Here is a 22,942-nt window from a genome sequence, read left to right on the forward strand (position 1 = left end):
CTTCGCGTAGCCCTCCGGTACGAGATGCCCGTAGGGGTTCTCCTGCTTCAGCGGCACAGAAGTCGGGGTCGGGCCGTGTCGTTGGCCTCGTCCGCCGCACACCTCTTGACGCAGCCGCCAACCATTGTCACATTCATCACTGGCAAGTTACGGGCACGTACCGCGATGAACCGCTTACGGACGGACGGTTGGCGATGGCCTCAGTCACCTCAGCGACCGCAGCAACGACGGGAGAACTCACCGCCGAGCTCAAGGGATTCCGGGAGGTACAACGACTCGCCTACGCCTGTGCGGAAGCCGTGGCCGCCCAGCTCAAGCCCGGGGTCACCGAGCGCGCGGCGGCGCGGATGCAGCGCGAGTGGCTGCGCGAGCGCGGCGTACGGGACTGGTTCCATCTGCCGTTCGCATGGTTCGGGGACCGCACCGCGTTCGTGAACTTCCGTGTGCCGCTGCAGTTCTTCCCCACCAACCGCGAACTGGAACCGGGCATGCCGTTCATCCTCGACATGGCTCCGGTCCACAACGGCTGCACCGCCGACATCGGCTACTCCGGCTGTCTGGGGCTCAACCCCGTGCACGACCGGCTCCTCGCCGATCTCGAAGCCCACCGCGACCTGATCCTGAGCGAGGTGCGCGAACGCCGTCCGCTGCGCGAGATCTACGAGGACGTCGACCGGCTCATGGTGCGGCAGGGGTACGCCAACCGGCACCGCGCCTATCCCTTCGGCGTCATCGCGCACAAGGTCGACCGGGTGCGGCAGCGCCGCTGGTCCCCCACCGTCTTCGGGTTCGGCACCCAGTCCCTCAGGGGCCTCGCCTCGGACGCGCTGCACGGCCACCGGGAGGGCTGGTCCCCGCTGTGGAGCCCGTACACCTTCTCCGATCACCCGCCGCAGCCCGGGCTGTGGGCGGTGGAACCCCACCTCGGCTTCCGGGGCACAGGGGCGAAGTTCGAGGAGATCCTGGCCGTCACGGACTCCAGGGACCCGCAGGAAAGCGCCTTTTGGCTGGACGACGATCTGCCGCATGTGCGGCGCTGGCAGGAGGAGAGGGCCGCGTGAAGACAGGACCTGGACGGGACGGGCGGCAGCGCCGGGGCACCGGAAGGCCGGCGCCGACCGGGACCGGGCTCCCCGAGGCCCGGGAGCGCTGGGTGCGCACCGGCGGCATCGAACTGTGCGTCGCCGAGTTCGGCGATCCGGACCGACCCACGGTGATGCTGGTGCACGGCTATCCGGACAGCAAGGAGGTCTGGTCCGAGGTCGCCCGCGGCCTGGCCGACCGCTTCCACGTGGTGCTCTACGACGTCCGGGGCTGCGGTCGCTCCACCGCGCCGCGGCCGCTGCGCGGCGGCTTCACCCTGGAGAAGCTGACCGACGACTTCCTGGCCGTCGCGGACGCGGTCAGCCCCGACCGGCCGGTCCACCTCGTGGGCCACGACTGGGGCTCCGTCCAGGCATGGGAGTTCGCGACCGTGCGGCGCACGGAGGGCCGGATCGCCTCCTTCACCTCCATGTCCGGGCCGTCCCTGGACCACTTCGGCCACTGGATCAAGAAGCGGCTCGGGCGCCCCACCCCCGGGCGGGCCGCCCAGCTGCTCAACCAGGGCGCCAAGTCCTGGTACGTCTACCTGCTGCACACCCCCGCCCTGCCCGAACTGGCCTGGAAGGGCCCGCTCGGCAAGCGGTGGCCGGGAATCCTCCAGCGGGTGGAGAAGGTGCCCGGCGGTGACTACCCCACCGCGTCACTGCCCACCGACGCGGCCCACGGCGCCTGGCTCTACCGCGACAACGTCCGCGCCCGGCTCCGCCACCCGCGCGCCGACGCCTACGCGCACTGCCCGGTCCAGCTCATCGTCCCGACCGGCGACGCGTTCCTCTCCCAGCGGCTCTACGACGACCTCGACCGGTGGGCGCCCCAACTGGTGCGCCGCACCCTCCCGGCCAAGCACTGGGTGCCGCGCACCCGCCCCGACCAACTCGCCGCCTGGATCGGTGAGTTCGTCACCGCCAAGGAGGAGGGCGACCCGACGAAGGACGTCGCGGCCTCCGGTCCGTACGCCGACCGCTTCGGCGGCCAGCTGGTACTGGTGACCGGCGCGGCCAGCGGCATCGGCCGGGCGACCGCGTTCGCGTTCGCGGAGGCCGGCGCGCGGATCATCGCCGTCGACCGGGACGCCGAGGGCGCGACCCGCACCGCCGACATGGCCCGGCTGATCGGCGCCCCGGAGGCATGGGGCGAGACCGTCGACGTCTCCGACGAGGCGGCGATGGAGAAGCTCGCCGACAAGGTCGATGCCGAGTACGGCACGGTGGACGTGCTGGTCAACAACGCCGGCATCGGACTGTCCGGCTCCTTCCTGGACACCACCTCCGAGGACTGGAAGAAGGTCCTGGACGTCAACCTGTGGGGCGTCATCCACGGCTGCCGGGCCTTCGGCCGGCGGATGGCGGACCGCGGCCAGGGCGGCCACATCGTCAACACCGCCTCGGCCGCCGCCTACCAACCGTCCCGGATCCTGCCGGCCTACAGCACCTCCAAGGCAGCCGTCCTCATGCTCAGCGAGTGCCTGCGCGCCGAGCTCGCCGGAGCGGGCATCGGCGTCACCGCCATCTGCCCCGGGCTCGTCAACACCGGTATCACCGGCACGGCCCGCTTCACCGGCGTCTCCGAGGAGGAGGAGAAGCGCCGCCAGGCCAAGGCCGCGCGGATGTACGGGATGCGCAACTACCCGCCGGAGAAGGTCGCCGACGCCATCCTGCGCGCGGTGGTCCGCAACCAGGCGGTGGTCCCGGTCACCCCCGAGGCGCGCGGCGCCCACCTGCTGTCCCGCTTCGCCCCACGGGCGCTGCGCGCCCTCGCCCGGCTCAAGCCGCCCGTGTGACCGGCCCGCGTCCCCATCCCGCACGCCCGCACCACGGTCCGCATCCGGTGTGCGGCCGGGCCGCACACCCCGGCCCGGCCGCCCGCCCCACCCAGGTCAGGAGAACCGCACACGTCAGGAGCCGCTGATGAGCACACCACGCCCCCAGGAGCACCACCCCATCGCGCCCCGTCGGGTCGCCTTCGACTGGCGCGAGACCCCGCTGCACTGGATACCGGACGAGCCCACCGCCACCCATGTGATCAATGTGCTGCACCTGCTGCTCCCTGCCGGCGAGCGGTGGTTCGTCAAGGTCTTCAAGGAAGCCCTCCCCCTGATCCGGGACGAGCACCTCCTCAAGGACGTGAAGGGCTTCATGGGCCAGGAGGCCACGCACAGCGTCCAGCACGCCCACGTCCTGGACCACCTGGCCCATCAGGGCCTCGACACCACCCCGTACACCCGGCACGTCGACTTCCTCTTCGAGCACCTCCTCGGGGAGCGGCCCCCCTTCGGCGTCCCGATCCCCGAGCAGGAGTGGCTGCGCTTCCGGCTCGCCCTGATCGCCGCCATCGAGCAGTTCACCGCCGTGCTCGGCAGCTGGGTCCTGGGCGCAGACGGCCTGGACCACGCCGGCCCCGATCCGGTGATGCTCGATCTGCTCCGCTGGCACGGCGCCGAAGAGGTCGAGCACCGCGCGGTCGCCTTCGACATGTACCAGCACACCGGCGGCGAAGAACCCGCCCGCTACGCCCGCCGCGTCCTGGCCATGGCCGTGACCGCCCCCGTCCTGCTCTACCTCTGGTGCTGGGGCGCGACCTATCTCCTGCGCCACGACCCTCGGTTGTCCGCCCCCTCCCGCTATTCGCTGCGCGCGCACAACCGCGCCGTCCGCAAGGGGCTGTTACCCAGCTGGCGGCAACTGGGCGCGGCGATCCCCCGCTATGTCCGACGCTCCTACCACCCCTCCCAGGAAGGCTCGCTGCGTGCCGCCGTCGCCTATCTCGCCTCCTCCCCGGCCGCCCGAGCCGCAGCCGGCGCGATAGGCCGCGCGGCACTCCCGTAACGGCCGTCCGTGTCGGGCGGCATCAGCCGGCCGCGTCCGCCGCCACGGACCGCCTCCGCCCGACACCCGCCCGACCACTCGCCCCCGGCTGACGTACGGGGCCCGCCCGCGTCCCCGGTCGGCGTGCCGAGCCGTCCCGTGGTCCGAGCCCGGTCGCACCGACCGTCCCGTGCGGGCGACCACCCCACCCCGACGCCGATCAGGCGGCCGTATCGTGGCACCGCCGCCCCCGGCCCGTGGCGGTACGAACGGTGGCCGGCCACGGCCGGTGGCGCGCCCGGCCCCGGCACGGCCTCCTCGGCCTCCCTGGGCCACCGCCTCGCAGCAGCCACCCCGTGATGGCTGACCGGTAACGCGGCCTCCTGAATGAGGCGGCCGTCACGTAAGGAGCACCACAGTGACGCCCGAGCAGCCGCCGACGGCCGAGTACCGCATCGAGGACCTGGCCCACCTCAGTGGCGCCACGGTCCGCACCATCCGGGCCTACCAGGACCGGGGGCTGCTGCCCCGCCCCGAGCGTCGCGGCCGTGCCAATGTGTACGGCGACGCCCACCTGGCCCGGCTGCGCCAGATCGCCGACCTGCTCGACCGCGGTTACACCCTCGCCAGCATCAAGGAACTCCTCGAAGCCTGGGACGCCGGCCGTGACCTGGGCGGGGTCCTGGGTCTGGTCGCCGAGATCGACGGGCCGTGGACCGACGAGAAGCCGACCCGGATCACCCGCGACGACCTGGACGCCGCCTTCGGCGGTACCCCCAACGAGCAGGCGGTGACCGAGGCCGTCGAGCTCGGCGTCCTGGTGCGCGTGCCGGCGCGGGACGACGAGTTCCTGGTCCCCAGTCCACAGGAGCTCGCGGTCGCCTCCGAACTCCATGCGGCGGGTGTGCCGCTGCTGGCGATCTCCGGCCACCTGCGAGAGTTGCGCGGCCAGGTCGAACACATCGCCTCCCGTTTCCTGGACTTCACCGCCGAGCACGTCTTCCAGTCGTTCCTGAACCATCCGCCCACCGAGGCGGAGACGGCGGAGGCCACGGCCCTGGTGCGTCGTCTCCGTCCCCTGGCCCAGCAGACCATCGACGCCGAACTCGCCCGCGCCATGCGGACACTGGCCACCCGGTACATCCATCACCACCTCGCCGAGGCCCTGTCGTCGGGAACGGCGGGCGCATCGGGGCCATCGGTGCCGTCCGGCCTGCAGGAGCCCACCGGACCCGTGCCGGAGCCAGAGCTCCACCCCGGGGCAGCGGTGCCCCCCGGGCCTACCGCGGCCCCCCGTCCCGCGACCGGCTCGGAGGCCGTGCTGCTCCCCATCGCGGCCGTTCAGGCCGTACGCGACCTGGTGGGCCCGGAGAACACGGCCGCTTTCATCGCCGCCGCCGCACAGCGCGAGGCGCATGCCCGCGCCATGGACGCCCTGGCCGCGGCGGCCCGGGGCACCCGGACCACCGCTGAGGACGCCCCCGGACACTGACCCGCCCGGAGACCCTCCTCCCCCGGGCGGCTCCCCCCCACGGCCGGCCGCCTCGGGGCCCGCCTCGCCTGCTTCCCTCTCCAGTTGTCAAGGATCACGCCGGGCGGCCCGCCCGCCCGGCCACCCCGACGGGCTGCCTCAACCCGTCGGATCCGGCAGCCAGTTGCCGTGGAAGCCGTACGGCACCCGGCGTGGCAGGGAAACCGTCGCGACCGGGCCGGCGGTGATGTCCTCGGCGTCGAGGATCACGAGGTCGCTGGTGTCGGTGGTGGCGTCGTAGACGTAGGTGATGAGCCAGCCGGGGCCGCCCGGACGGTCGTCGGCGGGGGCGAACGCCGCCTCGCCCGGGGTACGCCCCGGGCCGAAGCCATAGCGGGCCACCCCGCCGGTCCGCAGGTCGTAGCGGAGCAGGGCGCCGGGTATCGCACCGGTGCCCGGTGCCTCCGCGGCCGTGACATGGCCGAACCGGGCGGGCAGCCCGGCCAGGCGGTCGTCTATCCGGGGGAACTCGCCCATCTGGTCGTCGATTTGCTCCTCCGCCACCGTGCCCGCGGCGAGGTCGATCGTCCAGCGCCACAGGCAGGGCGGCGCATGACCGGCCAACGTGGCGTAGCGGGAGACATAGAGGACGATCCGCTGGTCGCCGTCGTCATGGGCGTTCAGCGAGTGGAAGACGTAGCAGGGGTCGATGTCCAGCCAGCGGACCTCGCCATGGGGGTCGTCGCGGCGCAGCACGCCCAGGCGGGCCCCGTACCCCGGATCCCAGCGGTAGGGCATGCCGGCGTGGTCGCGGTCGTAAACCATCGGCAGATCCATGAAGATCACATGGCGTGCCGTCAGATGGAAGTCGTGCATCATCGTGGCGCCGGGCACGTCGACCGGACGGCTGACCACCAACTCACCGGCCGCATCGGCCCGGTGATACGTCAGATAGGGCGCACTGGAACGGCCGTACCCGAAAAAGTGCAGCTCGCCGGTGGTGGGACAGGTCTTGGGGTGGGCGGTCATGGCAGTGGCGAGCCGGCCGCCGAAGTCATGGGGGCCGACGGTATCCAGCTCATGTCCGGGCCGACAGTCGATCTCGTAGGGGAAGGACGACTCGACCAGCGCCAGCGTGCGACCGGCGTGCCGGACGACATGGGTGTTGGCGACACCGGCGGCCAGATTGCGGCGGCCCGGCCCGTCACCGAGGCGGATGCCGTCGGTGAAGGTCGAGGTCCGGACCCAGCGATTGCGGTACGAGACGGCCCGGCCGCCCTCCAGGCGCACGCCGTGGACCATGCCGTCGCCGAAGAACCAATGCCGGCTGGCGGCGTCCTGCGGGTTGGGGCCGTTGCGCAGATACCAGCCGGTGAGCTCCGGCGGGATGGTGCCGGTGGCCGGGAGGTCGTAGGCGGTCAGTTCGTCGGTGACCGGGGCGAAGTTGCCGGCCAGATGCGGTGGCGGTGCGGAGGATTCGGATACCGCGGTGGATGGGGTGACGGTCATGAGGCCATACCTCCCTGGGCGTCGAACCGGGCGCCGGAGTGCTGCAGGAAGCGGGCGCGGGCCCGGTCGGGATACGTGGCGGTGAACCGGACAGGAAGAACGAATCCGGCGACCTGGACGACGATCGAGAAGACGATGCCGAGGCCGTAGGCGGATATGGCGACCTGGGCGAGCGCGGACAGGGTGAAGGAAAGCGCCCAGGCCGCGGTGATCACGACGTTGATGCGCCGGAACAGCGGGGTGTCCCAGACCTCGGGCGGGGCCATCCGCCGGGCGATCGCCAGGGTGAACGGGCGCCGGACGGCGATCGACACCCAGGAGATGAGCGCCAGCCAACCCACCGACATCGCACCGCTGTAGAGCTGGAGGTCGCTGTCGGGGCGCGTGAAGGCCAGCACGGAGAGACCGAGGAAGTAGACGATGCTGCCGTACTCCAGCAGCCGGTCCTCCAGCGAGAGTCCCGCCGCGCGGTCCGCTATCAGCAGCCCCGCCGAGGCCACCAGTCCGGCGAGCGCCCCCCACTGCCAGCCGGCGGTGGACACCCCCGCGAAGACCAGCCAGGGAACGAAGCTCCGCAGGTAGTTCATGATCCCCCCATTTCGGTTGCGCCCGATCACCACGGACGGCAGCTCGACGGTGCGCCAGGCCGACGAACACGGCCACAACGCGTGCTGGCTTCGGGCTCTCCCCGCCCCAGCGACATTCCAACTGTGACATGTCGAAGATGGAAAGTCCAGCTTTGACATGTCACTTGTGGAAGGTAAAGTGCGAGTCATGAGCCTGAGACACGCGGTACTGGGCCTGCTCTCCGAATCCCCGGCGAGCGGCTACGACCTGATGAAGCTGTTCAACGCCTCGCTCACCAGCGTCTGGCCGGCCACCCAGAGCCAGGTGTACGGCGAACTCAACAAGCTCACGACGGCCGGTCTGGTCGAGGTCGCCGCCCACGGCCCGCGCGGCCGCAAGGAATACGCGATCACCGACGACGGCCTGGCCGAGCTGCGCCACTGGCTCACCGAGGTCGCCCCCACCGGCCCGCAGCGCCACGACGGCCTGTTGCGGGTGTTCTTCCTCGGCATCCTCACGCCGCTGGAGGCGCAGTCGTACCTGCTCACGCAGGCCGAGACCGCCGCCCGCGCCCACACCGCGTACGAGCAGATCGACCGGACCGCGGAGTGGGACGACGAGATGATCTCCGTCTACGGGCGCATCGCCCTGGAATACGGTCTGCGGATGTCCGCGACGATGGAGGAGTGGGCCCGCTGGGCCGCCGACGAGGTGACCGGCGCGAAGGCCCGGAAGGCCGGCGAACTGGCCCGCGCACAGCGCGGCAGGGAGCGGCCGGAGCAGGACGAGCAGCCGGTGGGGGAGCGGCCCGGCGGCGACTGACGCCCGCGCCGACCCCGCGCCTCCGCCTCCGAATAGCAGGTGCCGCGGCGACCGCTCCGCGGCATCCTGAAGGCATGAACCACCAGCGCTCCGTGCGCATTTCGAAGTACCTCGCCAAACACCTGCGCCACGAACCGGAGCGGATCGGCATCACCCTCGACGCTCAGGGCTGGGTCCCGGTGGCCGCGCTGCTCGACGCTGCCGCGCGGCACGGATTCCCCTTCTCCCGAGCGGAGTTGGAGGCCGTGGTCGCCGACAACGACAAGCAGCGCTACACCCTGGAGAACGGCCGCATCCGCGCCAATCAGGGCCATTCCGTGCGCGTCGACCTCGGTCTGCCGCCGGCGGTGCCACCCGGCTTCCTCTTCCACGGCACGGTGGCCCGCAGCGTCGCCGCCATACGGGAGGAGGGGCTGCGGCCGATGTCGCGGCTGGCCGTGCACCTCTCGTCGGACCGCGAGACCGCGTCCCGGGTCGGCGCCCGGCGCGGCAAGCCGGTGGTGCTGACCGTGGACGCGGGGGCGATGCACCGGGCCGGCCATGTCTTCCGCGTCAGCGCCAACGGCGTCTGGCTGACCGGTCATGTGCCGCCGGAGTTCCTCCGTTTCCCCGGCTGACCCCTCACCTTGCGCAACGCCTCAGAAAGCCCGCAGGTCAGAGTCCTGGTGCTCCCCACACCGGGAACCACCGGGAAAGATCCTTCTCGATCGTCAGATCGTCCCCGAGCATCGCCCGCACCTGGAGTTCGAGCGGGTTGTCGCGCTTCTCTGCGTCGCCGGTGTGCGGCGCGAAGGGGTAGAACGTGCCGCGTTTGTAGAGGTAGACGAGCGCCAGTGACCGCTGTCGCGCATCGCGGAATCCCAGCAGCGAGCACAGCAGCTGCGGGCCGAACCCCGCCTCCTCCAGGGAGGTGTTGACCGCGTGCAGATCGTTGACCAGACCCGCCACGTCCTCCGAGGCGTGCCGCACCAGCAGCCATGTATAGCCGTACGCGTCCTGGGTGAACTCCACCGCGCCGTCCAGGAGCGCACGCGCCTCCTCCTGGATCCGTGCGAACGCCCCGCCCTCGACGCTCGCGAAGCACACCGATCCCAGGCCGGTCGGGGTGAATCCGGCTGCGGCCTCCAGAGTGACCGCGGCGGACGGCAGCGCGAAGAGCTGGTCCAGGTCGGGCCGTACCGGCTTGCTACGGCCGAGGATGGCGTCCAGAAATCCCATGCGCGGCTTGCTCCTTGATCCCTTGCTCCGGTGACGCGACGGCGTGTTTCACGGGAAACATCGCCACGCGCCGCTCACTGCCGTCCCTCCGACGCCGCCGCTCAGGGCCGCCCCAACTGCGCTGCTATCCGTCCCAGCTGGTCGAGCCGCTGCTCCAGCGTCGGGTGCGAGGACAGCAGCTGGTTGAAGCTCTCCTTGTTGAACGCCGGGGCGAAGTAGAACGCGTTGAACGGCTGGGCCTTGCGGAGGTCCTCCGTCGGGATCCGCGCGATCTGGCCGGTGACCTTGGTCAGAGCGGAGGCCAGCGCCGAGGGGCGGCCGGTCAGGAGGGCGGCGGCCCGGTCCGCGGACAGCTCGCGGTAGCGGGAGAGCAGTCTGGTCAGCAGGAAGCTGATGGCATAGACGACGACGCTGACGGCGGTGACGATCAGGACGGCGATGGCGGCGTTCTGATCGCGGTTGTTGCGCCCGACACCGCTCCACAGGGCGGCGCGGGTGATGATGCCGGCCAGGACCCCGAGGAACGACGCGATGGTCATCACCGCGACATCGCGATGGGCGACGTGCGACAGCTCGTGGGCCAGCACGCCCTCCAGCTCCTCCGGCTCCAGCCGCCTGAGCAACCCGGTCGTCGCGCAGACCATGGAGTTCTGCTGGTTACGGCCGGTGGCGAAGGCGTTCGGTACGTCGGATTCGGCGATCGCGACCCTCGGCTTGGGCATATCGGCCAGGGCACAGAGCCGGTCCACGGCACCGTGCAACTCGGGCGCCTGTTCCGGCGTGACCTCGTGCGCCCCCATGCTGTAGGCCGCGATCCGGTCGCTGAACCAGAACTGTGCGACGAACATGCCCCCCGCGATCAGCAGCACCACCACCCAGGCGCCCTTGAGCAGTACCACCAGCGCGCTGACCACCACGACGTACAGCAGCCCGATGAAGAACATCGTCATGACCATGCGCGAGGTCAGCCCGCGGTCCGGGGCGAATCGGGTCTGTGCCATGGCTCCTCCACAACGCACCGCATTTCGCACAGTGCGCCGGCCCGGTCACGCAGTCGTCTCCGCGCGCCGGGTCCCGCACACTGCACCGCTGTCCTAATTCTCCCTCTTGCCGGCTATATACCGGGTAAAGCCCCGGCCGGGATACCGGAGTGAATCGGGAGGTACGGCCTGAAGTCGAGGAGGGGTGGCTATGCGCCGAGCTGCGCCAGCCCCTCGGTGGCGATCCGCTCGAAGACCGCCGGGTCGGCCGCGAAGACCGAATCCGCGATCGGCCAGTGGATGACCAGTTCCTCGATGCCCAGCTCGGCGTGGCGCCCGGCGAAGTCCACGAAGGCGTCCACGGAGTCCAGCGGCTGGTCCGGGGTGAAGCCGGTCAGCATGATCTTGTGGAGCTCGGCGAAGTCCCGGCCCTGGTCGGCGCACGCCTTGGCCAGCCCCTCGACCTGCCTGCGAATGGCCTCCCGCGACTCGGCCGGGGTGCCGCCCGCGTTCGACACCTTGGGGTCACCGGTGGTCACCCACGCCTGCCCGTAGCGGGCCGCCAGCTTCAGCCCGCGCGGGCCGGTGGCCGCCACCGCGAACGGCAGCCGCGGCCGCTGCACACAGCCGGGGATGTTCCGCACCTCGTCCGCGGAGTAGTGGGTGCCTTCGTAGGAGACGGCGTCCTGGGTCAGCAACTGGTGCAGCAGCGCCGTGAACTCCGCGAAGCGGTCCGCCCGTTCGCGCGGCGACCAGGGATCCTGGCCGAGCGCGGTGGCGTCGAAGCCGTTGCCGCCGGCGCCGATGCCCAGCGTGACGCGCCCCTCGCTGATGTCGTCGAGCGAGATCAGCTCCTTGGCGAGGGTGACCGGGTGCCGGAAGTTCGGCGAGGTGACGAGGGTGCCCAGACGTATCCGCGAGGTCGCGGCGGCAGCCGCGGTCAGCGTCGGGAGGGCGCCGAACCATGCCTGGTCGCGGAAGCTCCGCCAGGACAGGTGGTCGTACGTGTACGCAGCGTGGAACCCCAGCTCCTCGGCGCGCCGCCATACCTCCTTCCCGCCATCGGACCAGCGTCGGACGGGCAGGATCACTGTGCTCAGTCGCATGTCCCCGAGCGTACGGTGACTCCGGAGAAAGCCCGCCCGGCCGCGTCCTCGCCCGGCTCATGTGTGACACCCACCGCACGCCTGTACGTGCCGGTACGCGAAGATGGCCCCGTGACTGATGCCCCCGCCGCGCCGCCCCGGCCCATCCGGCTTATCGCCACCGACCTCGACGGCACGCTGCTGCACGACGACAAGACGGTCTCCGACCGGACGATCGCCGCGCTCGCCGCCGCGGAGGCAGCAGGCATCGAGGTGTTCTTCGTCACCGGGCGCCCGGCCCGCTGGATGGACGTGGTCAGCGATCATGTGCACGGCCATGGCCTGGCGATCTGCGCGAACGGCGCGGCCGTCGTCGATCTGCACCGGGGTTCGCGCTTCGTCGAGGTCAGCCCCCTGGACCCGGGAGCGGCGCTCGACGTCGTCCACGCCCTGCGCGACGCGGCCCCCGGCACCACCTTCGCCGTCGAACGCACCGGTGGCATCCACTACGAGCCGCAGTACCCGCCCTTCCTCGTCGACCCGGCCGCGGTGATCGCACCGGCCGAGAAGCTCCTCGCCGAGGGGTTCGCCGCGTCCCCGGCCCCCGATCCGGCGGACGGCCCCGGCACCGACGGCCCGTATTCGACCGACTCCGATGTGCCCGGACCGGGCACCGCGGGCGCCACCCGCGCGCACAGCGACGACGGCACCTCCGACCAGCCCGTGCTCAAGCTGCTCGCGCACCACCCCGACCTGGACCCCGACGCCTTCCTCGCGCTGGCCCGGACCACCGCGGGCCACCTGGCGTCCTTCACCCGGTCCAGCCCCACCGCGCTCCTGGAGATCAGCGGCCTGGGCGTCAGCAAGGCCGGCACCCTCGCCCGCTGCTGCGCGGAACGCGGGATCTCACCGGAGGAGGTCGTCGCCTTCGGCGACATGCCGAACGACATCGAGATGCTCACCTGGGCCGGCACCTCGTACGCCATGGCCAACGCCCACCCGGACGTACTGGCGGCCACCACGCACCGCACGGAATCCAACAACGACGACGGCGTGGCGGTCGTGATCGAGCGGATCCTCCAGGAGCGTTGAGCCTGCTGTGACGACGGCAGGAGAGTGGCCCGTGACGGGTCCGGGGTTTCACGTGAAACCCCAACTGCGCGCCGTCCCGGACCGTTTCACGTGAAACCACGCCCCGCCCCGGTCCGCGCATGTTTCACGTGAAACGCTCAACTCCCGCGATCGGCCGTGGACATGGGGTGCGGTCCCGGCAGGGTCACGGCGCGCCTGACACAGGAACCCGCTGAAGGGGCGACCAGGACGATCGCCACCCTTCTGGCGCGGAAGCCCGAGCGATCGTCGCCCCCGCTCCCCTCACAACGGCGCCTCCCACGTCACCATCGTCCCCTTGTCACCCGCGCCCAGTCCGGGGCCGTAGGTGCTGGAGCCGCCCAGGGACTCCGCGCGCTTGGCGAGGTTCTTGAGGCCGCTGCGCCGGCCGCCTTGCGCGATGCCCACCCCGTCGTCGGCGACGGTCAGCCGGACGCCGGGGGTGCCGTCCGGCAAGTCGACCGTGGCGTCCACCACGACCTCGATCCGGGACGCCTCGGCGTGCCGGAAGGCGTTCGACAGCGCCTCGCGCAGCGCGGCGATGAGATTCTTGCCCGCCAGTTCCCCGACCCGGGAGTCGACCGGGCCGACGAACCGCGCCGACGGCTGGAAACCGAGCGGCACGGCGGCGGTGCCGACCTCCCGCAGCACCCGGGTCCGGAGCCCCGACGGTGCCTCGGCCGGGCTCTGCTGCAGGGCGAAGATCGCGGTCCTGATCTCCTGGATGGTGATGTCGAGTTCGTCGATGGCCTTGCCGACCCGCCGGGCCACCTCCGGCACCACGGTCTTGCGCTGAGCGCTCTCCAGGATCATCCCCGCCGCGAACAGCCGCTGGATCACCAGATCGTGCAGGTCGCGGGCGATCCGGTCGCGGTCCTCGTAGACCGCCAGCCGCTCCCGGTCGCGCTGTGCGTCGGCCAGCACCAGCGCCAGCGCGGCCTGCGCGGCGAACTGGGTGGCCAGGGTCCGCTCGGCGGCGGAGAACGGGCGGGCCCCACGGCCCCGCGGTGTGGCGAGCGTGCCGAGCACCCGGCCGCCGCTCTTGAGCGGCAGCATCATGCTCGGGCCGAAGCGCGGCGCGAGGTGGGTGACCATGCGCGGATCACTGGCCGAGTCGTCCACGAATACCGGCTCACCGGCGAGGAGTTGCTCGGTCACCGGGCTCTCCCGAGGGATCTGGGTCCCCATGATCCCGGTCGGGTCGTCGGCCGACACCGCGACGATCTCCAGCCCGCCGTCCTCGTCCGGCAGCAGCACGATGCCGGCCGCCGAATCCGCCAGCTTCTTCGCCTGCTCCGCGACCACCGCGAGCGCATCGTCGACATCGCTGCCGGCGAGCAGCTCGGTGGTCACCGCCACCGACCCGTCGATCCAGCGCTCCCGCTGCCGGGTCGCCGCGTACAGCCGGGCGTTGCCGATCGCGATACCGGCCTCGGTGGCCAGCACCCGCACCATGTGCAGGTCCTCTTCGCTGAACTCGCCGCCGCGTTTCTCGGTCAGATAGAGATTCCCGAAGATCTCGCCCTGGACCCGGATCGGTACCCCGAGGAACGACCGCATCGGCGGGTGGCCCGGCGGGAAGCCGGCCGAGCGCGGATCCTTGGCGAGGTCGGCCAGCCGCACCGGCTTCGGGTCGTGGATCAGCGCGCCGAGCAGGCCCTTGTGGCCGTCGGGCAGGGCGCCGATGCGCTCGTGCTGCTCCCCGGTCACGCCGTAGGTCACGAAGTCCGACAGCCCCTCCCGGGCGTCGTCGATGATCCCGATCGCGGCGTAGCGCGCATTGGCGAGCTCGGCGGCGGTCTCCACGATCCGGTCCAGCGTGATGTGCAGGTCCAGCCCGGCGCCGACCGTGCGCATCGCCTCCAGCAGCTGTGGCACCCGCGCGGTCAGCTCGGACGACAGCCCGCGGAGACTACGGGTGGCCTCGGTGGCGGCGTCCATGGGATCCGGGCGTCCGCTACCTCTCCCAATGTCCGGGGGGTCCGGGCGCGATCCTGCCGTGACTGCCATGCCCCGAGCCTAATAAGGGCCCATTTCCGGGGAAAGTGCAGCTATCCGGCGAGGCCCGGCCACAGGGAGACGGCCGGGCGGGGACGGCCGGGCGGGCGCCCCGCCGAAGGGCCTCCGGTACGTCACGCGGTCAGCGCCGACACCCCGGCGGGCGCCCGACCGGCGTCCGCCGCCGCGCCCCCGGCGGCCACCGTCCGCGGGTACGCGGCATCCACCGCCCGTTCGCGCTCCAGCATCCGCCGGAACGGACCGTCGGCCGTGGCCAGCTCCGCATAACCACCGCGCTGCACCACCCGGCCCCGGTCCAGGACCAGCACCTCGTCGACCGCGTCCAGCCCGGCGAGCCGGTGCGTGATCAACACCGTCGTACGCCCCTCGGTGGCGGCCAGCAGATCGGCGGTGAGCGCGTCGGCGGTGGCCAGGTCGAGGTGCTCGGCGGGCTCGTCCAGCACCAGCACCGGGAAGTCCGCGAGCAGCGCACGCGCCAGAGCCAGCCGCTGCCGCTGGCCGCCGGACAGCCGCGCGCCGTGCTCCCCGACCATGGTGTCCAGGCCGTCGGGCAGCCCGCGCACCCAGTCCGCCAGCCGCGCCCTGCCGAGTGCGTCCCAGAGGTCCTGGTCGTCGGTGCCGTCCGGGCCGCCGCTCCGATCCCGCCGGGCGAGCCGGAGGTTCTCCCGCAGCGAGCTGTCGAAGAGGTGCGCGTCCTGCGCACACAGCCCGACCAGCCGCCGGACCGCGTCGCCGGCCATCTCCTGGGCGTCCGTGCCGGCCAGGGCGTACGCCCCCGCTTCCCGGTCCAGGAAGCGCAGCAGCACCTGCGCGAGCGTGGTCTTGCCGGATCCGGACGGACCGACGACGGCGAGCCGGCGGCCCGCGGTCAAGGTGAAGCCGACGCCGTCCAGGGCCGGGCGGTCCTGACCGGGGTGCCGCGCGCTCAACTCGCGCACGGTCAGCGGGAACGGCTCCTCGGGCGCGGTCGCGGGGACCTCCGGTTCGCTGACCGGCGCCGGGGCGTCCAGCACCTCGAAGACCCGCTCGGCAGCGTGCCGGGTGCGGCGCCGGTACTGCGCGGCCAGCGGCAGCCCGGCCACCGCCTCGAACGCGGCGAGCGGAGTGAGCACGACGACGGCCAGTGCCACCCCCGCCAGCCGGCCCGTGTGCACCGCCTGGATGCCGACCACCGCGGCGGCGGCCACCGTCAGCCCGCACAACAATGCCGAGAGGCCGGCCCCGGCACCGGCCGCGGCGGCCGAGCGGGACGCGATCCGGGTCAGGTCCCGATCCGCCCGGCGCACCTCTTCCGTGCGCGCCCGCACGGCACCGGCGACCGTCAACTCGGCGGTTCCTGTGAGGAGATCGACGACGCGGGTGGAGAGCACCCCGCGGGCCGGTGCCAGCCGGCGCTCCGCACGCCACGCCAACGCACTCGACAGCGCCGGCACCCCGGCCCCGGCGAGCAGCAGCCCGACCGCGAGGATCACCCCGGCCTCCGGCAGCAGCCAGCCGGTGAAGGCGACGGTGCCGGCGCCGACCAGCAGTGCCGCCCCGACGGGCAGCAGCCAGCGCAGGAAGTAGTCCTGCACCGCGTCGACGTCCGCCACCAGTCGCGACAGCAGATCGCCACGGCGGCGTTCCTTCAGCCCGGCCGGGGCCAGCCGCTCCAACCGCCGGAAGACGGCCACCCGGACGTCGGCGAGCATCCGGAACACCGCGTCGTGCGCCACCAGCCGCTCGGCGTACCGGAACACCGCCCGCCCGATGCCGAACGCCCTGGTCGCGGTCACCGCCACCATCAGATACAGCACCGGCGGCTCCTGCGAGGCCCGCGAGATCAGCCAGCCGGACGTCGCCATCAGGCCCACCGCGCAGCCCAACGCGAGGCTGCCGAGCAGCAGCGCCAGCCCCAGGCGCGACCGCCGCGCACGGGCCAGCCCGCGCAGCCGCCGCAGCGCGTTGCCCGCGGCGGCACCGGGAACGGCCTCCCCGTCCGGCAACGGAGCGACGTCCGGCGTCCGGCCCGGCCCGGCGGGGGAGACCGCGGCGGCCCCCGCGCCCGGCCCGGCGGTCGCCGCGTCCGCCGACTCCACCGGCCCGGCGCCCGACTCCGGCCCCGCCAACCGCACCGTCCGGTCGGCCACCGCCAGCAGCGCCGGCCGGTGGACGACCATCAGGACCGTGCGTCCGGCCGCGAGCCGACCCACGGCCTCGACCAGGGTCTGCTCGGTCTCGCCGTCCAGATTGGCGGTGGGCTCGTCCAGCAGCACGATCGGACGGTCGGCGAGGAAGGCGCGGGCGAGCGCGATGCGCTGCCGCTGACCGGCGGAGAGACCGGCGCCGGATTCCCCGAGCCGGGTGGCCGTGCCGTCCGGCAGCGCGTCGACGAAGTCCAGCGCCCCGGCCTCGCCCAGGGCGGCGCGGACCGCCGCGTCATCGGCGTCCGGCCGCACCAGCCGGACGTTCTCGGCGATGGATCCGGCGAAGAGGTGCGGATGCTGCGGTACCCAGGCGATCCGGCCGTGCCAGCTGTCGGGGGAGAGGTCGGCGATGTCACGGCCGGCGACGAGGACCCGGCCCTCGGACGGCGCGGTGAAGCCGAGCACGGCGCTCAGCAGAGTGGACTTGCCGGCGCCCGAGGGGCCGACCAGCGCGACCGTCTCCCCGGGTCGGACCTCGAACGAGGTGGCCGGCAGCGAGGCGGCGGTGCGCCCGGGGTGGCGGACCACCAGCCCCTCGACGGTCAGTCCGGTACCGTCCGGCGCGGGCGCGGTACCGGGCGTCCGCGGCCGGGTCTCCAGTACGGCGAAGATCTCGTCCGCCGCCGAGAGCCCCTCGGCCGCGGCGTGGTACTGCGCACCGACCTGCCGCAGCGGCAGATACGCCTCGGGTGCCAGCACCAGCACCATCAGCCCCGTGGAGAGGTCGAGTTCACCGTGGACCAGGCGCATCCCGATGCCGACCGCGACCAGCGCGACGGAGATGGTGGCGAGGAGTTCGAGCGCGAAGGACGAGAGGAAGGCGATCCGCAGCGTGCGCAGGGTGGCCCGGCGGTAGGAGCTGGTGATCGCGCGGATGGAGGCGGCCTGGGCCTTGGCCCGGCCGAAGACCTTCAGCGTCGGCAGCCCCTCGACGACATCGAGGAAGTGCCCGGACAGCCGGGAGAGCAGCCGCCATTGACGGTCCATCCGCGACTGGGTGGCCCAGCCGATCAGCACCATGAAGAGCGGGATCAGCGGCAGGGTGATCACGATCGTCAGCGCGGAGATCCAGTCACCGGTGACGATCCGGGCCAGCACCGCGACCGGCACGACGACCGCCAGCCCCAACTGCGGCAGGTAGCGGGCGAAGTAGTCGTCCAGGGCGTCGATGCCGCGGGTGGCCAGCGTGGCCAGCTCCCCGGTCCGCAGCTCCAGGGTGCCGGCACCCTCCGCGCGACGGATCTCCGCCCCGGGTCCCAGCGCCGCCGCCCGCTCGACCAGTCGCATCCGCAGTTCGGACTTGACCGCCGCGCTGGCCCGGTGCGCGGCCAGTTCGGTGAGCCAGGAGACCAGCCCCCGGCCGACCGAGACCGCGGCGAGCAGCGCCACGGGGGTGGCCAACGCCCCGAGGGTGCGCTCCTGTTGGAAGGCTCCGACCACGATCTCCGCGATCAGCATGGCCTGGCCGACGACCAGGCCCGCTCCGGCAAGCCCGAGCACCACCACCGCGACGAGGAATCCGCGGGTGGCACGGGCGTATCGGAGCAGGCGCGGGTCGACCGGTTTCACGTGAAACCTTCCGTTCTCCCGAGCCCCGCCCTGGCGGGGCGGGACTCAGCTAGTGGGCTTCGGCGATGTGCTGGGTGCCGATCCGCTTGCGGAACACCCAATAGGTCCACCCTTGGTAGAGCATCACGATCGGCGCGGCGATGGCGGCGCACCACGTCATGATCTTCAGGGTGTAGGGGCTGGACGAGGCGTTGGTGACCGTGAGGCTCCAGCTCTCGTTCAGCGTGGACGGCATGACGTTCGGGAAGAGTGTCAGGAACAACATGGCGACCGCCGCCGCGATGGTGATCCCGGAGAACGCGAACGCCCAGCCCTCGCGCCCGAGCCTGTTGGCCCCGAGCGCGGCGACCAGCGCCACCACCGCGACGATCATCGCGACCAGGCTGCCGGCGTCGCCCTTGTCGGCCTGGGTCCACCCCAGGAACGCGACCGCGAGCACGGCGGTGATCAGCCCGAGGACGCCCGCCATCCGGCGCGCCCGCTCCCGGATGTCACCCACGGTCTTCAGCGACGCGAACACCGCACCGTGGAAGGTGAACAGCGCCAGCGTGACCAGGCCGCCGAGGATCGCGTACGGGTTGAGCAGGTCGAGCACGCCACCGACGTACTCCTTGTGGGCGTCGATCTTCACGCCGTGGACGATGTTGCCGAAGGCCACACCCCACAGCACCGCGGGCAGCAGCGAGGTCCAGAAGATCGCGTGCTCCCAGTTGCGCTGCCAGCGCTCCTCGGGCCGCTTGGCGCGGTACTCGAACGCGACACCGCGCACGATCAGGCAGACCAGGATCAGCAGCAGCGGCAGGTAGAAACCGGAGAAGAGGGTGGCGTACCACTCCGGGAAGGCGGCGAAGGTCGCCCCGCCCGCGCTGAGCAGCCAGACCTCGTTGCCGTCCCAGACCGGCCCGATGGTGTTGATCAGCACCCGCTTCTCGCTGCGGTTCCGGGCGAGCAGCTTGGTGAGCACGCCGATCCCGAAGTCGAAGCCTTCGAGGAAGAAGTATCCGGTCCACAGGAAGGCGATGATGACGAACCAGATGTCATGGAGTTGCATGGTCGCCCCCTAGTACGAGAAGGCCATCGGCCGGTCGGCGTCGGTGGGGTCGCCACCGATCTTGGTGGGCGGGTTGAGGTCGGACTCGGAGAGTTCCTGGGGTCCAGCCTTGATGTACTTCGCCAGCAGCTTGACCTCGACCACGGCGAGGATCGCGTAGAGCGTGGTGAAGACGACCAGCGACGTGATCACCTCGCCCTGTGTGACGCCCGGCGAGACCGCGTCCCGGGTGCGCAGCACGCCGTAGACGACCCAGGGCTGACGGCCCATCTCGGTGAAGATCCAGCCCCACGAGTTGGCGATCAGCGGGAAGCCGAGGGTGACGAAGGCCAGTCGCCAGTACCACTTGGTCAGTCGGGCGCCCAGCGTCCTGTTCTTGGTGAGCGCGAGGTGCGGTGGTTCCTCGTCACCGGTCCGCAGCCCGGGCGCCAGCCAGAACTTCTTGCGGGTGAGCCACAACCCGGCCAGACCGATGGCGAAGGACGTCATCCCGAAGCCGATCATCCAGCGGAAGCCCCAGTAGGTGACCGGGATGTTGGGCCGGTAGTCGCCGGGCCCGAACTTCTGCTGCTCGGACTTGTTGACGTCGTTGATGCCGGGGACCGGCGAGGAGAAGTCGTTGTGCGCGAGGAAGGAGAGCAGGCCGGGTATCTCGATGGCGACCTTGTTGTGCCCCTTGGCGACATCGCCGTACGAGAAGACCGAGAACGGCGCGGGCGCCGCCTTGTCCCACAACGCCTCGGCCGAGGCCATCTTCATCGGCTGCTGCTTGAACATCACCTTGCCGAGGCTGTCGCCGCTGACCGCGGTGAGCAGTCCGGCGACGACCAGGGTGACCAGCCCGAGCCGCAGCGACGTCCGCATGACCTTGATGTGCTTCTTGCGCATCAGGTGGTACGCGGAGACGCCGACCATGAACGCGGCACCGGTCAGGAAGGCGGCGGTCAGGGTGTGGAAGACGACGACCAGGGTGGTGTCCTGGGTCAGCACCTTCCAGAAGTCGGTCAGCTCGGCCCGCCCGGTGGCACGGTTGTACTTGTAGCCCACCGGGTGCTGCATCCAGGAGTTGGCCGCCAGGATGAAGTACGCGGAGAGCACGGTGCCGATCGAGACCATCCACATGCAGAAGCAGTGGAGCTTCTTGGGCAGCTTGTCCCAGCCGAAGATCCACAATCCGATGAAGGTGGATTCGAAGAAGAACGCGATCAAGGCTTCGAAGGCGAGCGGCGCACCGAAGATGTCCCCGACGAATCGCGAGTAGTCCGACCAGTTCATGCCGAACTGGAATTCCTGGACGATGCCGGTGACGACACCCATCGCGATATTGATCAGAAAGAGTTTGCCCCAGAACTTGGTGGCCTTGAGGTACTTCTGCTTACCGGTTCGCACCCATGCGGTCTCAAGCCCGGCCACCAGAGCGGCGAGGGAGATCGTCAAGGGAACGAACAGGAAGTGGTAGACGGTCGTGATGCCGAATTGCCATCGCGCCATAGTCTCTGGCGCCAACGCCAGTTCCATGTCGCGGCCTCCTTACGTCCTTGCGTCACCGTTTCGGAACGGCTATGTCCCTTTTGTGCCACATAAAGCGGCACATACCAGGACGCGAGCTTGTGAACGCGTTCACATTCACAAGCATTATCTCCCATGGGTGCTACGCCTTGAGGAAGGGGGGTACGTGACTGCGGTCACGCTCGAATCCATGGCCCGCGAATGCTTATGCCGAGGTTATGTGAACACCCTTCCCCACAGCTTCAACATATTGTTGAATGCGTCGCCATGAAGATCCGCATCTCCTGGCCCACCGGGCATGTGACCGCCACGCTCGACGACACCCCGACCGCCACCGTGCTGCTCGCCGCCCTGCCGCTTCAGGCCACCGCCCACACCTGGGGCGAGGAGGTCTACTTCGACACCGGGCTCGCCCCCGCGCTGGAGACCGACGCCCGCCAGGTCGTCGAACCCGGCACGGTCGCCTTCTGGACGGAGGGCAACGCCCTCGCGCTCCCCTACGGCACCACCCCGATATCCCGCGGCGACGAGCCCCGACTCGCCTCCCCCTGCAACGTGTTGGGCCGCATCGACGGCGACCCGCGCGCACTGGCCACCGTCCGCAGCGGCGACGCGATCCACGTCCAGAAGGTCTGACGCCACGGACGACCGAGGCCGCGGGTCCGGCGGACCCACGGCCTCAGAACACACCACCGCGCGAAGGCACGACTCCTTCCCGCGGACCGGAAACCGGCTACCGCGCCTTGCGGAACTCCTCCGCCGCCTGCAGGAACAGGTCCATCGCCGGCTTCTCCCCGATCGTCACCCGCACGCCCTCGCCCGCGAACGGCCGCACGACCACGCCGGCCCGCTCGCACGCCTCGGCGAACGCGGTCGTCCGGTCCCCCAGCCGCAGCCAGACGAAGTTCGCCTCCGACGTCGGGACGTTCCACCCCTGCGCCACCAGCGCGTCGCACACCCGGACCCGCTCGGCGACCAGCGCGTCGACCCGCTCCAGCAGCGCCGCCTCGCTCCGCAGCGACGCCACCGCGGCCTCCTGCGCGAGCTGGCTCACGCCGAACGGCACCGCGGTCTTGCGCAACGCCGCGGCCACCTCCGGGTGCGCCACCGCGAAGCCGACCCGCAGCCCCGCCAGGCCGTACGCCTTGGAGAAGGTGCGCAGCACGCACACGTTGGGGCGGTCGCGGTAGAGCTCGATCCCGTCCGGCACGTCCTCGTCGCGGATGAACTCGCGGTACGCCTCGTCCAGCACCACCAACACGTCGCTCGGCACCCGGTCCAGGAAGGACTCCAGCTCCGCACGGCGCACGACGGTGCCGGTGGGGTTGTTGGGGTTGCAGACGAAGATCAGCCGGGTCCGGTCGGTGATCGCCGCCAGCATCGCCTCCAGGTCGTGCACCTCATCGGAGGTCAGCGGCACCTGCACGGACGTCGCGCCGGAGACCTGGGTGACGATCGGGTACGCCTCGAACGACCGCCAGGCGTAGATCACTTCGTCGCCGGGGCCGGCCGTCGACTGGACCAGCTGCTGGGCCACCCCGACCGACCCGGTGCCGGTCGCCAGGTGCTCCACCGGCACCGAGAACCGGTCGGCCAGCTCCGCCATCAGTCCCGTACATGCCATGTCGGGGTAGCGGTTGAACGATCCGGCAGCCGCCACCGCACTCTCCAGGACGCCCGGCAGCGGCGGATAGGGGTTCTCGTTGGAGGACAGCTTGTAGGCGACCGGGCCGTCGACCGCCGCCGGTCGCCCCGGCTTGTAGGTGGGGATGCCGTCCAGCGCAGCACGCAGCCTCGGGGTCTTCTCGCTCACCGCAGGTCCTCCTCAACCATCCAATCGACTCCAATACTGCACACCTTATGAGGATTGCCCCGTCCGGCGTCAGGCCCGCGACGGACAGCCCTTCCGCGGGCACCCGCCGTAGTGGGCGCCGGGCG

At 71.4% G+C, this 22,942-nt stretch carries 18 protein-coding genes; 8 read left to right on the forward strand and 10 right to left on the reverse strand.

Annotated elements, in window-relative coordinates; translation table 11 throughout:
• Positions 1 to 194: 194 nt before the first annotated feature.
• The 4 genes from SNOUR_RS19715 (at position 195) to SNOUR_RS19730 (ending at position 5,400) form a co-directional block, all read left to right on the forward strand.
• Positions 195 to 1,061, forward strand: a complete 867-nt coding sequence (locus SNOUR_RS19715; RefSeq protein WP_067348951.1) for a M24 family metallopeptidase — start codon at positions 195 to 197, stop codon at positions 1,059 to 1,061.
• Positions 1,062 to 1,153: 92 nt separating this feature from the next.
• Positions 1,154 to 2,884 (forward strand): SDR family oxidoreductase, encoded by a 1,731-nt coding sequence (locus SNOUR_RS19720; RefSeq protein WP_067348954.1) that lies wholly within the window; start codon positions 1,154 to 1,156, stop codon positions 2,882 to 2,884.
• 127 nt (positions 2,885 to 3,011) lie between these two features.
• A complete protein-coding gene (locus SNOUR_RS19725; protein WP_067348957.1) occupies positions 3,012 to 3,929 on the forward strand; it encodes a metal-dependent hydrolase in 918 nt (305 codons plus the stop codon).
• 397 nt (positions 3,930 to 4,326) lie between these two features.
• A complete protein-coding gene (locus SNOUR_RS19730) occupies positions 4,327 to 5,400 on the forward strand; it encodes a MerR family transcriptional regulator (RefSeq protein WP_067348959.1) in 1,074 nt (357 codons plus the stop codon).
• Positions 5,401 to 5,538: 138 nt separating this feature from the next.
• Here SNOUR_RS19730 and SNOUR_RS19735 read toward each other — a convergent pair whose 3' ends face one another.
• Both SNOUR_RS19735 and SNOUR_RS19740 read right to left on the reverse strand, forming a co-directional pair.
• Positions 5,539 to 6,888, reverse strand: a complete 1,350-nt coding sequence (locus tag SNOUR_RS19735) for a carotenoid oxygenase family protein (RefSeq protein WP_067348961.1) — start codon at positions 6,886 to 6,888, stop codon at positions 5,539 to 5,541.
• Positions 6,885 to 7,475: a DUF3159 domain-containing protein gene (locus SNOUR_RS19740; RefSeq protein ID WP_079142785.1), complete on the reverse strand. Its 591-nt coding sequence runs from the start codon at positions 7,473 to 7,475 to the stop codon at positions 6,885 to 6,887. The genes SNOUR_RS19735 and SNOUR_RS19740 overlap by 4 nt, the downstream gene beginning before the upstream one ends.
• A 187-nt stretch (positions 7,476 to 7,662) precedes the next feature.
• Here SNOUR_RS19740 and SNOUR_RS19745 point away from each other — a divergent pair, with 187 nt between their 5' ends.
• Positions 7,663 to 8,277, forward strand: a complete 615-nt coding sequence (locus SNOUR_RS19745; RefSeq protein ID WP_067348963.1) for a PadR family transcriptional regulator — start codon at positions 7,663 to 7,665, stop codon at positions 8,275 to 8,277.
• A 74-nt stretch (positions 8,278 to 8,351) separates the two neighbouring features.
• A complete protein-coding gene (locus SNOUR_RS19750) occupies positions 8,352 to 8,894 on the forward strand; it encodes an RNA 2'-phosphotransferase (RefSeq protein WP_067348965.1) in 543 nt (180 codons plus the stop codon).
• A gap of 37 nt (positions 8,895 to 8,931) precedes the next feature.
• On the opposite strand, the gene pspAB is transcribed toward SNOUR_RS19750, so the two are convergent.
• From pspAB to SNOUR_RS19765, 3 genes are all read right to left on the reverse strand, one after another.
• On the reverse strand, positions 8,932 to 9,495 hold the full coding sequence (gene pspAB / locus SNOUR_RS19755; RefSeq protein WP_067348968.1) for a PspA-associated protein PspAB: 564 nt from the start codon (positions 9,493 to 9,495) through the stop codon (positions 8,932 to 8,934).
• A gap of 101 nt (positions 9,496 to 9,596) precedes the next feature.
• Positions 9,597 to 10,496, reverse strand: coding sequence for a zinc metalloprotease HtpX (gene htpX, locus SNOUR_RS19760; protein WP_039634601.1), 900 nt, complete (start codon positions 10,494 to 10,496; stop codon positions 9,597 to 9,599).
• Between the two features lie 188 nt (positions 10,497 to 10,684).
• On the reverse strand, positions 10,685 to 11,581 hold the full coding sequence (locus SNOUR_RS19765; protein WP_067348971.1) for an LLM class flavin-dependent oxidoreductase: 897 nt from the start codon (positions 11,579 to 11,581) through the stop codon (positions 10,685 to 10,687).
• A gap of 111 nt (positions 11,582 to 11,692) precedes the next feature.
• Between SNOUR_RS19765 and SNOUR_RS19770 the strand changes: the two genes are divergently transcribed.
• Positions 11,693 to 12,652 (forward strand): HAD-IIB family hydrolase, encoded by a 960-nt coding sequence (locus tag SNOUR_RS19770; protein WP_067348973.1) that lies wholly within the window; start codon positions 11,693 to 11,695, stop codon positions 12,650 to 12,652.
• A gap of 282 nt (positions 12,653 to 12,934) precedes the next feature.
• Here the strand turns inward: SNOUR_RS19770 and SNOUR_RS19775 are convergent, their stop codons facing one another.
• The 4 genes from SNOUR_RS19775 to SNOUR_RS19790 all read right to left on the reverse strand — a co-directional run bounded on the left by SNOUR_RS19775 (position 12,935) and on the right by SNOUR_RS19790 (position 21,013).
• A complete protein-coding gene (locus SNOUR_RS19775) occupies positions 12,935 to 14,611 on the reverse strand; it encodes a sensor histidine kinase (protein WP_067348976.1) in 1,677 nt (558 codons plus the stop codon).
• Between the two features lie 191 nt (positions 14,612 to 14,802).
• Positions 14,803 to 18,444 (reverse strand): thiol reductant ABC exporter subunit CydD, encoded by a 3,642-nt coding sequence (gene cydD / locus SNOUR_RS19780; protein WP_067348978.1) that lies wholly within the window; start codon positions 18,442 to 18,444, stop codon positions 14,803 to 14,805.
• 49 nt (positions 18,445 to 18,493) lie between these two features.
• Positions 18,494 to 19,495 (reverse strand): cytochrome d ubiquinol oxidase subunit II, encoded by a 1,002-nt coding sequence (cydB, locus tag SNOUR_RS19785; protein WP_067348980.1) that lies wholly within the window; start codon positions 19,493 to 19,495, stop codon positions 18,494 to 18,496.
• Between the two features lie 9 nt (positions 19,496 to 19,504).
• Entirely contained in the window at positions 19,505 to 21,013 is a 1,509-nt protein-coding gene (locus SNOUR_RS19790; protein ID WP_067348982.1) for a cytochrome ubiquinol oxidase subunit I, read from the reverse strand.
• A gap of 258 nt (positions 21,014 to 21,271) precedes the next feature.
• On the opposite strand from SNOUR_RS19790, the gene SNOUR_RS19795 reads away from it, so the two are divergent.
• Complete coding sequence (locus SNOUR_RS19795) at positions 21,272 to 21,640, forward strand: cyclophilin-like fold protein (protein WP_067348985.1); 369 nt, start codon at positions 21,272 to 21,274, stop codon at positions 21,638 to 21,640.
• 97 nt (positions 21,641 to 21,737) lie between these two features.
• Here SNOUR_RS19795 and hisC read toward each other — a convergent pair whose 3' ends face one another.
• A complete protein-coding gene (gene hisC / locus SNOUR_RS19800; protein ID WP_067348987.1) occupies positions 21,738 to 22,817 on the reverse strand; it encodes a histidinol-phosphate transaminase in 1,080 nt (359 codons plus the stop codon).
• Positions 22,818 to 22,942: the final 125 nt, after the last annotated feature.

This window comes from Streptomyces noursei ATCC 11455 (genome assembly GCF_001704275.1).
Taxonomy (GTDB): domain Bacteria; phylum Actinomycetota; class Actinomycetes; order Streptomycetales; family Streptomycetaceae; genus Streptomyces; species Streptomyces noursei.